13 protein-coding genes are annotated in these 13,874 nt (G+C 61.3%); 2 read left to right on the forward strand and 11 right to left on the reverse strand.

Translation table 11 applies throughout. From position 1 onward, the window contains the following. Positions 1–2: 2 nt before the first annotated feature. The 9 genes from CFI11_RS06330 to CFI11_RS06370 are packed head-to-tail and all read right to left on the reverse strand — an operon-like array spanning position 3 to position 9,501. The gene (locus CFI11_RS06330) at positions 3–1,919 is read right to left on the reverse strand and encodes a beta-galactosidase (protein ID WP_130404147.1); all 1,917 of its coding nucleotides are present in this window, start codon (positions 1,917–1,919) and stop codon (positions 3–5) included. Continuing rightward, positions 1,916–2,779 (reverse strand): SMP-30/gluconolactonase/LRE family protein, encoded by an 864-nt coding sequence (locus tag CFI11_RS06335; protein WP_130404149.1) that lies wholly within the window; start codon positions 2,777–2,779, stop codon positions 1,916–1,918. Before CFI11_RS06335 ends, CFI11_RS06330 begins: the two co-directional genes overlap by 4 nt. Then, the gene (locus CFI11_RS06340; protein ID WP_130404151.1) at positions 2,776–3,381 is read right to left on the reverse strand and encodes a 2-dehydro-3-deoxy-6-phosphogalactonate aldolase; all 606 of its coding nucleotides are present in this window, start codon (positions 3,379–3,381) and stop codon (positions 2,776–2,778) included. Before CFI11_RS06340 ends, CFI11_RS06335 begins: the two co-directional genes overlap by 4 nt. Continuing rightward, positions 3,378–4,286, reverse strand: a complete 909-nt coding sequence (locus CFI11_RS06345; protein WP_130404153.1) for a 2-dehydro-3-deoxygalactonokinase — start codon at positions 4,284–4,286, stop codon at positions 3,378–3,380. The genes CFI11_RS06340 and CFI11_RS06345 overlap by 4 nt, the downstream gene beginning before the upstream one ends. 11 nt (positions 4,287–4,297) lie before the next feature. Beyond that, positions 4,298–5,068, reverse strand: coding sequence for an SDR family NAD(P)-dependent oxidoreductase (locus CFI11_RS06350; RefSeq protein ID WP_130404155.1), 771 nt, complete (start codon positions 5,066–5,068; stop codon positions 4,298–4,300). 5 nt (positions 5,069–5,073) lie between these two features. After that, a complete protein-coding gene (locus CFI11_RS06355) occupies positions 5,074–6,414 on the reverse strand; it encodes an alpha-glucosidase/alpha-galactosidase (protein WP_130404157.1) in 1,341 nt (446 codons plus the stop codon). Then, positions 6,411–7,259 carry a carbohydrate ABC transporter permease gene (locus tag CFI11_RS06360; RefSeq protein ID WP_130404159.1) on the reverse strand — a complete coding sequence of 283 codons (849 nt, stop codon included), beginning with the start codon at positions 7,257–7,259 and terminating at the stop codon, positions 6,411–6,413. Before CFI11_RS06360 ends, CFI11_RS06355 begins: the two co-directional genes overlap by 4 nt. 1 nt (position 7,260) lies before the next feature. After that, the gene (locus CFI11_RS06365) at positions 7,261–8,193 is read right to left on the reverse strand and encodes a carbohydrate ABC transporter permease (RefSeq protein ID WP_130404161.1); all 933 of its coding nucleotides are present in this window, start codon (positions 8,191–8,193) and stop codon (positions 7,261–7,263) included. A gap of 51 nt (positions 8,194–8,244) precedes the next feature. Beyond that, entirely contained in the window at positions 8,245–9,501 is a 1,257-nt protein-coding gene (locus CFI11_RS06370) for an ABC transporter substrate-binding protein (RefSeq protein ID WP_130404163.1), read from the reverse strand. Between the two features lie 138 nt (positions 9,502–9,639). On the opposite strand from CFI11_RS06370, the gene CFI11_RS06375 reads away from it, so the two are divergent. Together CFI11_RS06375 and CFI11_RS06380 are read left to right on the forward strand one after the other, a co-directional pair. Next, positions 9,640–10,437: an IclR family transcriptional regulator gene (locus tag CFI11_RS06375; RefSeq protein ID WP_130404165.1), complete on the forward strand. Its 798-nt coding sequence runs from the start codon at positions 9,640–9,642 to the stop codon at positions 10,435–10,437. Beyond that, positions 10,434–11,495 (forward strand): ABC transporter ATP-binding protein, encoded by a 1,062-nt coding sequence (locus CFI11_RS06380; RefSeq protein ID WP_130404167.1) that lies wholly within the window; start codon positions 10,434–10,436, stop codon positions 11,493–11,495. The genes CFI11_RS06375 and CFI11_RS06380 overlap by 4 nt, the downstream gene beginning before the upstream one ends. A 2-nt stretch (positions 11,496–11,497) precedes the next feature. On the opposite strand, the gene CFI11_RS06385 is transcribed toward CFI11_RS06380, so the two are convergent. Together CFI11_RS06385 and CFI11_RS06390 are read right to left on the reverse strand one after the other, a co-directional pair. Next, the gene (locus CFI11_RS06385; protein WP_130404169.1) at positions 11,498–12,142 is read right to left on the reverse strand and encodes an ATP-binding cassette domain-containing protein; all 645 of its coding nucleotides are present in this window, start codon (positions 12,140–12,142) and stop codon (positions 11,498–11,500) included. Further along, positions 12,135–13,778: an ABC transporter permease gene (locus CFI11_RS06390; RefSeq protein WP_130409947.1), complete on the reverse strand. Its 1,644-nt coding sequence runs from the start codon at positions 13,776–13,778 to the stop codon at positions 12,135–12,137. Before CFI11_RS06390 ends, CFI11_RS06385 begins: the two co-directional genes overlap by 8 nt. Positions 13,779–13,874: the final 96 nt, after the last annotated feature.

Genomic DNA, 13,874 nt, shown 5'->3' on the forward strand with positions numbered 1-13,874 from the left:
CGTCAGAGAATGCGCTTGCCATCGCGCCATGCGGCGACAGCGCAGGGCTCCAGATCGGCGTCGTTCCAGTGCACGTCGTGAGCATTGTAGTTAAAGGCAAATTCCAGATCGCCCGCTCGCCGAAGTCTCAGGCCCTCGGGCAAGGGGCGCAGGTGCAGATCCGCTTTCCGAGCGGCCAGGTCCAGGATGCGGTCCCAAAGCGTCTCGTCCGGCCAGCCGCCCAGATACCAGTTCTGGTCATTGCCAACCAGCACCGGCATGCCGGTTTCGCTCTCAAAAAGCACGTCGCTTTCGGCCGCAAGCGTTTCCATCCAGTGTCGGATCGCTCCCCCGCCACGGACAGGGCGATGGTGGTCAGGCGGCAGGCTCTCACTCCAGAGGATTTCCACCGCAAGGTCCTCCATCATCGGGATCTTGCCGGGTGGTATGGTGAGTTCAGATGTGACCGTAAAGCTTCTGGGTCCGTAGATCTTGACGCCGTTGCTTTGCCGCATGGCGTCATGCAGCGTTGGATGCGCCCCGGCCAGGCCCGGCGCCAGGATCAGCTTGTAGCCTGAAACGTCCGCCTGATCGGAGGGCAGAATATCGACACTGAGGCCCGCGCGCCTCAGCGCCCGGTAGACCGAGAAGACGAGGCGGAAATAGTCAAAGTCCGCGCCCTGCGGCAACGTCGCCCAAGCCCAGGAAGAGGGGTAGTCAAAAAGAAGTGCGACTTCGGCGCGGGTCTGCTCCATCTCGGCAAATAGGGGCAGCTCGGCGCTGACCTGCCGGGTCTCGGCAAGGCCGGGGGCCTCTTCGTCGTTTGGCCTCAAAAGACCGGCATGCATCTGCTCCTGGGCAAAGGGGGCCTGTCTCCAGCGGAAGTAACTCACGACTTCCGCGCCGTGCGCAATCGCCTCCCAGGTCCAAAGCCGCACCATTCCGGGGAGCGGAGCAGGGTTGTAGGGTGCCCAGTTCACGGGGCCTGGTTGCTGCTCCATCACCCACCATCGACCGCGTCCGACAGCGCGGTAGAGATCATGGTGAAAGGCCTGCATGTCCGGATCACCCTGCTGCAAATAGGCCAGCTTGTGATCCGGAGAGGCTTCGATCCGATCAGAGAGAAACCCGATCGGATAGCTGTCCCAACTCGCGATATCGAGATCGGCCCCGACCGCGAAGTGATCGAATTCCAGCACCCGCCCCATGTAGTTGTGAATAAGCGGGGCGTCCGTGGCCTTGCGCAGGGCCTGAACCTGGCTTTGGTTAAACGCGACAACTTGGTCCGAACTGAACCGCCGGAACGCCAGCTCATGAGACGGGTTCGGCTGGGTCACGGTCAGGTTCGGCAGGTCTATTGCATCGAAATCGAGATATTCCATCGACCAGAAGACATTGCCCCAGGCCTGGTTCAGCGCTTCGATGCTGCCGTATCTTTGGGCCAGCCAAGCCCGGAACCCGTGCCGGGCGGCTTCGGAATAGCTGAGCGTGGTGTCATGACAGCCGTATTCGTTGTCAATTTGCCAAGCCGTGATCCGCGCGTCGCGCCCGTACCGTTCGCCAAGGCGTTCCGTGATCTCCATGCAGGTCTCGCGATACCCGACATGGCTAAAGCAATAGTGGCGGCGTGATCCGAATTTGCGGGGTGAGCCCTGTGCGTCCACTGCCAGCATATCCGGAAAGCGATCTAGCATCCAACGGGGCGGTGTTGCGGTCGGTGTGCCCAAAACGACCTTCAGACCTGCGCTGACGAGGATGTCTATCGCACGGTCCAGCCAGCCAAACTGGAACTGCCCGGGTTGGGGTTCCAGACGGCTCCATGCGAATTCACCGATGCGAACATATGTTATGCCCGCCTCCCGCATACGGGCTGCATCATTCGGCCAGATGTCTTCCGGCCAATGTTCCGGATAATAGCAGACGCCAAGCTCCGGTCTCACAAGATCACCTGATGTTCCGCCTGACCTTGGCCGGCGCCCGCCAGATGAAACGTCATCCCATTCGAGGGCTGGTTTTGCAGCAGCGACCGGGACAGGCCAACCGACGCGGATGTGCAGTACAAGGTGGTTAAATCGGGCCCCCCGAAAGCGGGGCACGATGTCTGCTCCGCTGCAAAGGGATAGGCCGTCCGAAACGTGCCCTCTGTGTCGTAAACAGCGATCCGGGACGCCCCCCATTGGGCAATCCACATCCATCCCTTGGCGTCTATGACCGCGCCGTCGGGGTTCAGCCCCTCGCGTCTCAGGTCGAGGAACGTGTCCGGGTCGCCCTTGGGCCATCCGGTGCGTGGATCAAGCCTGTGGCGCAAAACGCGTCGATCATGCGTGTCGGTAAAATACGCAAAGTCGCGACCGGGGGAAAAGCAGATGGCGTTGGCGACCGAGATACAGTCATGAAGACATCGCAATTCGCCCCCAAAGTAGCGATAGATCGCGCCTGCACCCGCTTCGGCATGTTTGCCCATCGTGCCAATCCAGAAACCGCCCCAAGGATCCGCGCGCCCGTCATTCGACCGTGTGACCGGATTTTCGGCCTCAAGCGGCACGATACATGTGCGGTCCCCGGAGGTGAGGGAGAAGTCCCAAAGCGCGGTTTCCGACGCGATCAGCAGCCTGTCTGTGTCCAACCAGCCCGCCGCTGACACGGTTTCATCGAAATGCCACTCCTGAGTGGTTTCGCCGGCCCGTGTCAGCAATCGTTTTCCCAGAATATCGAACCAAAAGAGTTGTTCGCGCACCGGATGCCAAAGCGGACCTTCGCCAAGCTTGCAGACCCTGTCATCAAAGACGCCAGCCGTCATGCGACCGCCTCGTCATAGGCTTGAACGATGCGCCGGGCACGGCTGGCGACCTCGTCGAGGCTCAGACCAGGAGCATAGAGGGCCGAGCCAATGCCGAAGCCGTCGGCTGTTGCGTCGATCCAATCGCGAAAATTGCCCGGTCCCGCGCCACCAACCGCAAAAACCTGTGTCCCCTCGGGCAACACTGCGCGCAAAGCCTTGAGCCCGGCGGGCCCGGCAAGCGCGCCGGGAAACAGCTTGAGCCCGTCGGCGCCGGCGGAAAGGGCGGCGAATGCCTCTGTCGGGGTGAAGATGCCGGGCCAGCTTTGCAGATCATGTGTCTTGGTGCGCGCAATGACGGCTGGATCGCAATTGGGTGACACAATCAGTCGACCACCGGCTGCGTAAACCTCGTCCACCTCCTTGCAGGCCAAAACCGTCCCCGCGCCAATCAAAGCGCGATGGCCGTACCTTTTCGCCATGCGTTCGATACTGTCGAGCGGGCTTGGCGAATTCAGGGGCACCTCGATCCGGTCGATGCCGGCCTCGACAAGGATCTCCGCGACGGCTTCTGCTTCGTTCGGGCTGATGCCGCGTAGAATGGCGATGAGAGGGCGGCTCATACCGTTTCCTTGAGACTGCGATAGGCTTCGATGAGACCGGCAAGGGTCATGCGGTCTGCGTCGGCGATCACGGCGGGTGCCCCCTGAAGACTTAGCGCCTGCGCGTAGTGTTCTGTCACCTCTCTGGATCCGATCACCGCCAGGTTCTGGCCCAGCCAATACGCGCGCGTTGCCGCCAGTTCGGCACCAATCAGCAAGCCTGAGAGATAGGCGCGCGCGCCTTCCTTCGGTGCCGCTTCAAGCAGATCACGCGACCGGACGGAGAAGAGACGCGTGGCCAGGCGTTCGGGTCTGGAGAGCGCGTCGGCCAATCCGTCCTCGAACTTCCCCGCATCCCATCCCTTCTGCGCAATGGAGTGGGACAGGACCGATTGCGTGCTGAGCAACGCAAAAAGCTCTCCGGTCATGCAGGTCTGAAAACTCACAACCTCGCCCGCGCTGACTTGCGCCCATTTGGTATGAGTACCGGGAAGGCAGATGACCCCGTCCCAATTCGGGTTCAGGGCGAGGAAGCCTGCAATCTGTGTCTCCTCTCCACGCATCACATCGGGCGGCGTGGTCTGTTTCAGACCGGCGATGACATAGGCGGCCAGCCTCGGATCGCCCTGTGGCACGGGGACGGGCGTCGCCGAAAGAGGTTTGATCGGAACGGTCTGGTAGGGTGCTTCGACCCAGCCTTGCCGCGCGCCGACCATGCCGCAGGCGACCACCGGTGTGGACTGCGCGGTCAGCCACGGCTCGACCAAACTCAGCAAGGTGGGTTCGAACCGGTCCCGGGTCAGTCCGCGCATCCCGTCGTCACTTTCGGCCTGCGCATGCACCTTGCCGTCAGACATGGCCCAGGCGCGCAGGCGCGAGGTTCCCCAGTCCACCGCGATCCAGTCCACTAAGCTGCCCCTTTGCATCGCTCTCCCCACTAGCCGGTTGTCACGACGCCGCCGTCCACAACCATGCATTGCCCGGTCATCATGCGGCTTGTGTGAGAGGACAGGAACAGCACCGCATCGACAATGTCCTGGGGCACCAGATGCTCTTTGAGGCACTGACGGTTCAAATGGGCTGCGAGATCTTCGGGCGTTGCCCATTTGTCGAGCTGTTTTTGGGTCAGGACCCAGCCGGGCGCCAATGCGTTGACGCGGATCTTGTCGGGCCCCAATTCCCGGGCCAGACTGCGCGACAGCCCCGTGATTGCAGCGTTCGCGGCGGTGTAGGCGGGATAGCCAGCATTGCCCATGATGTAGCTGATGGAACTGAAATTCACGATGCTGCCGCCACCCGCGCTTTTCATCCCCGCCGCGACGGCCTGGCATGCAAAGAAGTACGCCTTGAGATTGATCGCCTGCATCCAATCCCAGAACTCCGGCGTCGTCTCCGACAGGCTGTGGCGCTGATCGTTCGCGGCGTTATTGACAAGCACCGTAATCGGGCCGTGTGCTTCGGCCGCTCTTTCAAGGCTCGCACGCAATGCGTCGGTGTCGGTGATGTCGCCCTGGATAAAGAGCGGTGCATGGCCATGCTTGGCTTCCATCTCGCCCAGGAAATCCGATGCGTCCGAGCGGCCGATAAAGGCAACGCGGGCGCCTTGCGCCATGAAACCGTCCGTCAATGCGGCGCCAATGCCGGAGCCGCCGCCAGTGATGTAGACAGAAGCGCCGTTCAGGTCATGAAAGGTTGCGGTCGGGGCCATGTCGGTCAGGCGGCCTTTTGCGGGCGGCACCAGTCGGGCAGCCAGTCGGCATGAGCGATCAGCAGATCGTCGACCAGGCTTCGGATCTGGCGCAGGTCCAGTTCGGCCGCGGTGTGGGGGTCCATCATCGCGGCGTGATAGATGTGTTCCGGCGTCTGGTCGATCAGCGCACGCACCGTCAATTCCTGCACGTTGATCTGGGTGCGCATCAGCGCGATCAGTTGTGGCGGTATGTCCGTCACGACGGACGGTTGCACGCCGTTTGCGTCGACAAGGCAAGGGGTTTCGACCACCGCTCCCAGCGGCAGTTGCGGGATCTGGCCCGTGTTCGGCAGGTTGCCGTAAGCCGCGCATGGCCTATCCGTCACGATCGCATTCATCAGATCAGCCGCGAATTCGTGGCTGCGGGCGACCTGCGCCTCGTCACTGCCGGTGAGCACCTTGGCCTGCTCTTTCCAATCCGCGATCTGCTCCTCGCACCGTTTGGGATATTCGTCGAGGGGAATGCCGAATTCCGCGATCAGATCCTCGCGGCCCTGCTTGATGAACCACGGCACATACTCCGCCAGATGCTCGGAGCTTTCGGTGCAGAACCAGCCCAACTGATCCATCACTTCGTATCGTACCTTGTTCCCGCAACGCGGCATCAGAAGCGGGGGCTTGGGCAAGCGGCCTTCCCGATATCCGTCGCGCAGCAGCGGATAGAGGTCCCGCCCGTCATGTTCGAGCCGCAGGAAGAAGGCGACATGGTTGATACCCGCGACCTTGTGGCGGATCTGCTCTTTGGGCAGGTCGAGATCGTGGGCCATTTCCTCGACCGTATTCTGAACCGAATGGCAAAGACCCACCTGTTTCAGCGCCGGAAACGCCTCGGCCAGGGCCCAGGTGTTGATGGCCATGGGGTTTACATATTGCAAAAGCAGCGCATCTGGGCAGAGCTGCGCCATGTGCCGGGCCACGTCCCAGAGGACGGGCACAGTGCGCAAGGCCCGCATGATACCTCCGACGCCAAGCGTGTCGCCGATGGTCTGGCGCAGCCCGTATTGGCGGGGGATCTCGAAATCGGTGACGGTGCAGGGCTTGTAACCGCCGACCTGAAAAGCTGTAACGACGAAATCGGCGCCGTCGAGGGCAGCGCGCAGATCGGTGTGCGTGCTCACGGTCGCTCCGGTCCTGGTCGCGCGGATCATGCTGCGCGCGACGGTCTCGGATTCGCCCAAGCGTACCGTGTCGATATCCATCAATGCAAAATGGCTGTCGGCCAGCGCCGGGGTCAGCAAGGCGTCGCCCACGATGTTTTTCGTGAAAATCGTCGAGCCTGCGCCGACAAAGGCGATTTTCGTCATTTGACAGCTCCCAACGTCAGACCTGCGATGAAGTGTTTTTGCATCAGAAAGAACATTGCGACAGGTGGTAGCGCCGCGACCAAGCTGCCCGCGCTCATCAGGTGGTACATCGCGCGATATTCGGAATTGAAGGCGGTGATGCCTGCCGTGACCGGCTGGCTTTCCGGGCCTTGTGTGAGGACCACAGCCCAGAAATAGTCGTTCCAGATGAAGGTGAAAATCAGCACCGACAGGGCCGCGATGGCGGGCTTCATCAGCGGCAGCACCACGTACCAGAAGATGCGCCATTCCGAGATGCCTTCGACCCGCGCGGCCTCGATCAACTCGAAGGGCAGCGCACGGATGAAGTTGCGCATGAAGAGCGTGCAGAACCCCGTTTGGAACGCGATGTGAAAAAGAACCAGCCCGGTTTTGGTGTTATAAAGTCCCAACTCAAGCGTGAGATCACGGACAGGCACCATCAGGATCTGGAAGGGCACGAAATTGCCCGCGACGAACATGAAGAAGATCCAGATATTGCCGCGGAATTTATAGATCCCCAAAGCGAAACCCGTCATGCAAGAGAGCGCGACCGCGCCGATCACGGTGGGGATCGTGATCATAAAGGAATTCAGCAGATAGCGCGGCATATCGCTTTGAAGGAAGACCGCGCCGTAATTCTCGGCCACCGCAAAGGCCGACGGCAGACCCCAGTAATTCGCGTTGGAAAAATCCGCGCCGGGTTTGACCGAAAAGAGCGCGACCGCCAGCAAGGGCGCAAGCCAGAGCAGCAAGGCCACCGGCAAGGCCGTTTTATAAAGGGTTTGGGCGGCGGCGGACTGGGTTTCGATTGGCTTGGGGAACATCTCAGTGCTCCCGTTCTTCGCGGTACATCGACCAGAGGAAATAGGCGATGAAGACCATCATGATGAGGAACAGCACGACAGCGATGGCCGCGCCGTATCCCATGCGGAAGCCGTATTCCGAAAGCGCTACTTCGAACATGTAGAACGCGAGCACACGTGACGAGCCGAAGGGTCCGCCCGCCGTCATGATGGAAATCAGGTCAAAGCTGCGCAATGCGCCGATGATCGTGACGACAAAGGCGATGAAGGTGGCCGGGCGCAATTGCGGCAGGATGATATGCCAGAGCATCCGCCAGCCTTTGGCCCCGTCCAGTCGCCCGGCCTCGATTTGCTCGGGATCCACGGCGTTCAGGCCGGTGAGGTACAGGATCATGCAATAGGCGGTCTGGGGCCAGAGGCCGGCCAGGATGATCCCGTAGGTTACGGTGTTTTCGTTGCCCAGCAGGTTGATCGGACCCAGGCCAACGGCGCCCAGCATGGTGTTCAGCAGGCCGAAGGTCGGATCGTAAAACCAGGTAAAGACCAGACCCACCACGACCTGGCTGATGACAAAGGGAAAGAAGAAAAGGGATTTGTAGAGGCGGATACCGGCGACCGTCTGGTTTAGAAAGAGTGCGATGAAAAGCCCGCCGGGAATGGCCAAAAGGTAGAGCAGCAGCCAAAGGACGTTGTTTTTCAGGGAGATATAGAACGCATCCCGGTCGACCCATTCCCAGTAAAGGTCCTCGTAGTGGCGCAAGCCCACATATTCGGCCTCTCCCAGCCCGTCCCATTCGTAAAGCGACAGGCCGAAGGACTGGAAGATCGGGAAGATGACATAGAAGAGGAAGAAAAGGATGCCCGGTGCCAGGAACAACCACGGCGCGATGGCTTGCTGGTTGCGGTGAAACCAGCTCTCCTGCGTCTCGGTTGGGGTCAGGGCGGCATCGGTCATCAGTTTGGCCTTGATGGGCCCGCCCGCATGCCGCGGAACGGGCCGGTTGGATTACTCGTAGATGCGCCCGCGCGCACGTTCGAGACGGGACAGGATACGGTCGAGGTTGTCAGGCCTAACCATGAACTCCTGAAACCCCTCCATCGACACTTTGGCCATTTCGGCCGGCGCGTCGCGGTCCCAGAATTGCGCGACACCGCCGGGGCTGTTGCTGCTGAGCATTGTGAAGCCTTCCTGCAGAAACTTGTCGTCATCCACCGAGGATTGCGCGTTCACCGGAAGCTGGCCCAGATTGGCCCCGTTGTTGATCTCGGTCTGCTCCTCTGCTGAGACGGCGAACCGCAGGAACGCGCGCGCATTGTCCTTGTTCTGGGCATTCACGGGGATATGGAACGTGTCTGTCGGCGCGTCCTCGGACAATTCCACATCCGGATTGATCGCTGGAAACTGATAGAAATCAAGCTGATCGTCCGTCAGCCCCGCCTCGCGCAGGGGCGCGACGGCGAAGTTGCCCATCAGATACGCCGCGGCCTCGCCCTGCACCATGAACGGCAAAGCCTCCTGCCAGGAATAGCTTTGATGGTTGTCGATGAAGGCGCCCATGTCGATCAGCTCGCGCCAATTGGCAAAGGTCTGGCGCACCCGCTCGTCTTCCCAACTGATCTCGCCACCGGCAAGCTGCATGTGAAAGTCAAAGCCGTTCGTACGCATGTTGAGGTAGTCGAACCAGCCGCCCGCGGTCCACAGGAACTTGGTCCCGATCGTATAGCATTTGCGGCCCGACTCCAGGATGGCTTGGCAGTTGGATTTCATCTCCTCGAAGCTGGCAGGCTCGCTCAACCCCAGCTCTTCGTAGATGTCTTTGCGGTAATAGACGCCCCATTGATAATACGTATACGGCACGCCCCACTGCTTGTCGTCGATGGTCATCGCGCCCTTGGTGGAAGCGAGGTTTTCGGCAATCTCAGGCTCTGCCCACAGGTCAGAGACGTCTTCGAACAGCCCCGCTTCGACATAAGGGCGCATCCGGTTGGCGGCATACCATGTGGCCACGTCGGGCGCGTTGGCGGTCAGAAAGTTGCGGATCTGCGTCTTGTAGGCTTCCCGGTCGATCACCGTGGTCTCGATGTTCAGGTCGGGGTGCAACTCCTGAAACCGACCGATCATCGCCTCCATCGTCGCGCGTGGCGCGGGGTTCGATGTGTCCAGAAAGATCTTCAGATCCCCGGTCAGCTCTGCCGAGGCCGGAGCCGCAAGCGTGAATGACGTTGCCAGCGCCGCAATCGTCGCCTTGACGTTAAAGTGCATCTCATCCTCCCAAGATCACCAAAACAGTTTCATTATTTGAAACCAGGTTTTATATATTGAAAACTACACCGCGACTCGCTTAGGCTTGTCAACAATTTCCTGCCCAGGGGCCGGACGTCAGAGGGAGGTGGCGCGACGGTGTCCGATGACGGAACCATAGGAAAAGCATGTGATGTTCTGGATCAGGTGGCTGCATTCGGCCGCCCGGTCCGCTTTGGCGAATTGCTCGGAAACAGCGCCTTTCCCAAGGCCACGCTTTACCGGTTTCTTCAGAAACTGACCAACCAGGGCATGCTGGCTTATGACGCGGAACGGCAAACATACGCGCTGGGCATGAGGCTGGTGCGCCTTGCGCATACAGCCTGGACACAAAGCTCTTTGGCGCCTGTCGCGCGTCCGCACCTGGACCGGCTGAGCGAGCGGCTGAATGAAACCGTCCACCTGGCGCAGCTTGACCATGCGCAGGTTCTCTATGTCGACAAGCGAAACGCCGCTGATCCTGTCGAGATGTTCAGCCAGGCCGGCAAGGTAGGGCCGGCTTATTGCACGGGTGTTGGCAAGGCCATGCTTGCGTTTCTGGGGGAAGCCGATCTTGCGCGGGCGTTGGCGCAGCAATCCTTTCACAAGTTCACGCCAAGCACGTTGACCAGCGAGGCGGATCTGACCGCCGAGTTGAACCGGATCCGGGCCAGCGGCGTGTCCTATGACCGCGAAGAGCATGAGCCCGGCATTATTTGCGTGGCCGCCCCGATCCTGACGCGGCGGGGCCGTGTGATGGGGGCGCTTTCGATCACGGGGCCGACCGAACGGACCAGCCTGGCACAACTTGAAAGCTGGGCGCCCGAGGTTCTGAACACGGCCGAGGCAATAGCACAAGATGCACAGGCCTGGCGCTTTCCCGATCAACCAGACCCAGATGCGAGGACATCGCCATGACCGGAGTGACCTTGAACAAGGCCCTGAAGCGCTATGGACAGGTCCAGGTGATCCACGGGGTCGATCTGGAAATCGAGCATGGGGAATTTTGCGTTTTCGTGGGGCCTTCGGGCTGTGGAAAATCGACGCTTCTGCGCATGATTGCCGGTCTCGAAGAGACCACGGACGGTACGATCCAGATCGGCGAAAGGGATGTCACGCGACTTGATCCCGCAAAGAGGGGTGTGGCGATGGTATTCCAGACCTACGCGCTTTACCCGCATATGACGGTCGAGGAAAACATGGGCTTTGGCCTGCGGATGAATGGCGTCGCCAAATCCGAGATCCGGGAAAAGGTCGCGCGCGCCTCGGAGATTCTGAAGCTCGACACTTATCTCAAGCGCAAGCCCAAGGCGCTCTCGGGCGGGCAGCGCCAACGGGTTGCCATCGGGCGGGCGATCGTGCGCGGGCCGGAGGTGTTTCTGTTTGATGAGCCATTGTCGAACCTCGATGCGGAGCTGCGCGTCGAAATGAGGGTCGAGATCGCACGTCTGCATCAGGAGATCGGCGCGACGATGATCTATGTGACCCACGATCAGGTCGAGGCGATGACGATGGCCGACAAGATCGTGGTTCTGCGCGATGGCCGCATCGAGCAGGTCGGCGCGCCCCTCGACCTTTACCGGGATCCCGACAATCGGTTCGTCGCCGGCTTCATAGGATCGCCGTCGATGAATTTTCTGGACTGCGACGTCGTCGATGGCCGCCTGCGCCACGCGGCATTCGAAGAGGATGTCGCGTCTCCGGTGCCGGTACCTGCTGGCATGGTAAGGGTGACACTGGGTATCCGACCGGAGCATTTGCAGATCACGCACGAAACACCGATCCTTGATGTGGATCTGACCGAAGCCCTGGGCGGGGTCTCATACGCTTATCTCATGTCACCGGCAGGGGATCGCCTGATCGTCGAGGAACGCGGAGACGTGCGCAGCAAGGAAGGGGAAAAGGTGGGGCTCAGTTTCTACACGGAGCGCGCAATGCTGTTCGACATCGAAACGGGCGCCAGATTGCGGGCCTGAGGCTACTGATCTTCGCCGCAGAGTTCGATGATGTCGCCGCCTGCCGCGCGACCATCCTCGATATAATGGGTCACCATGATGACGGGCAGTCCCAGAGCAGCGCAGCGTGAAAAAACCAGATCGCGGATCTGCGCGCGGCGTGAGGCATCGAGGCCCGAAAACGCTTCGTCCAGCAGCAGCGCGCATGGATCCGAAAGCAGGCTGCGCATGAGCGCTGCGCGCGCGCGTTGCCCGCCGGACAGGGTGGCCGGATCGCGATCAAAACAGCCGGCAAGGCCGATTTCTTCAAGCGCGGCCTCGATCCGAAGCCGGCGCTGGCGCCGACCGCCGCCTTTCGACATCCCGAACGCGACATTTGCACCCACGCTGAGATGCGGAAAGAGAAGGTCGTCCTGAAAAAGGATACCGATGCAGCGCTGATGCGGCGGTAGCCCGGTGACGTTGCGACCGTTCAGCCAGACTTCGCCAAACGCCGCGAAATCCGGGGACAGGGTGCCTGTGATGAAGGCCAGCAACGTTGATTTTCCAACCCCGGAGGGCCCCATGATGGTCAGCACCTGGCCGGGACGGACATGGTGGTCGATCTCGATCAGGGTGCGTTCGCCCCGAACGATCCGAACCCCGCGAAGCTCCAATCCTTCAGCCATGAAGCCCCCGTCTGTTGCGCCACATCAGGGCGGGTATGGCGAGCGCAAGGGCAAAAGGCAGCATGACAACTGCGGTTTGCGCGACGGCGTAGATACCGATGGTGCGCCGATCGCCCCCCGCCGCCAGTGCAACAGCCTCGGTGGTCAGGGTGCTCACGCGGCCGCCGCCGACAAGCAGGGTGGGCAGATATTGTCCAATAGACACGGCAAGACCCACCGCGGCCGCTGTCAGGATCGGCCGCAGCATCATCGGCAGCCGCACCCGCCAGAAAATGTCGGTCTGCCCGCTGCCAAGCCCGGCGGCGACGACGGCGTGTCGCCTGTCCCAGGCCCGCCATGGATCGCCGAGCGAAAGGAAGACATAAGGTAGAACGAACACAACATGCGTCGCGACGACAGGCGCCAGACCGTCCTTTCCACCAAGCGACAGAAGGAGTGTTTGCAGGCCGGGAAGGAATGCGATCTGCGGGATGAGCAGCGGAAGGTAAATCAGCCATATCCCGCGCCGGGTGATGGGGCGCGACCGCCGAAACTCGGCCTCCAGGCAGCCGACGACAAGCAATACGGCAATTCCCGTTGCCGCAAACGCGATAAGAAACGTGGTGACGGTTGTGTCGATCAGGCCGTCCAGGTTGCGGCTCCATCCTCTCAGGGTGAATTGGTCGGGCAGGGGGGCCGGGAACCCCCAGAAGCCGGAAACGGACCAGATTGCGAGACCGGCCAGGCCGATGATGAGGGAGATCGCGGTGATCAGACCGGCCAGTAGGCCAAGCGGGCGCAAGAATATATCGGCCCTTGCTCCGCGACGCCCGGACAGGACCCAGACGTCGCCCAGCCGTTGAACTATAAGTTCTCCGACGCGCCAGACCAAAAGGGCGGCGAGTACCAGGCCCAACTGCATCAGCGCACCTGCGGATGCGACAAGCCGCATTGTCAGATCGGGGTCGTTCATCCAGCGCACAACCTGCACCGACAGGGGCGGGGGCAATGTGGGGCCGAGGATCAAAGCGACATCCACGGTCGACATCGAATAGGCCAGAACGACGTAGACGGGTAACCGGATCTGCGCGTAGATCGCCGGGAACACGGATTTCAGCCAGCCCGTGACGCGCCCGTACCCCAAAGCCTGCGCAACACGAACGCGGCGGCGTGCATCGCTTTGCCCGATTGCCGCAAGTGCCATCAGCAACAGGAACGGAACCTCTTTCGCGACCAGACCGGCGGTCATTGACAGACCGTATGGATCCTGCAGGATGACCAGATCTGGCGGCTTGTCCCAACCGGTCGCCGCCGGAGAAAGCAGTCGTGACAACCAGCCGGACGGGGCGATCAGAAAGGCCAGACCAAAGGCTGCCGCCGCATGCGGAACCGCCAGAAGCGGGGACAGCAAACGCTCAAGCGCGCGGAACGGTTTCGTGCCGGACCACCCGGCGAGCACAAGCGTTACAATCGATAGGGCGATCAGTGTCGCAAGAAGCCCCGTTGTCAGGGACAGGCGCGATGCGACGCCCAGGCCGGGCCAGTCGAAAAGCGCCTTGACGGGGGCAAGGCTAAACTCCGTAAGTCCGGCAGGGGGCAGATATCCGAACGCCGGAAAGACAGCGCCCATAAGCCCCGCGCCCACAGGCAGAAACATCACGCACAGGGTCAGCGCCGGAAAGCCGTCGACGGCAGACCGGCCTATTGCCCCGTTCCCAGAATGGCCCGGTCGCGCGATGTCGCCTCTTTCCGT

Origin of the sequence: Thalassococcus sp. S3, assembly GCF_004216475.1 — a bacterium.
In the GTDB taxonomy this organism is placed as follows: domain Bacteria; phylum Pseudomonadota; class Alphaproteobacteria; order Rhodobacterales; family Rhodobacteraceae.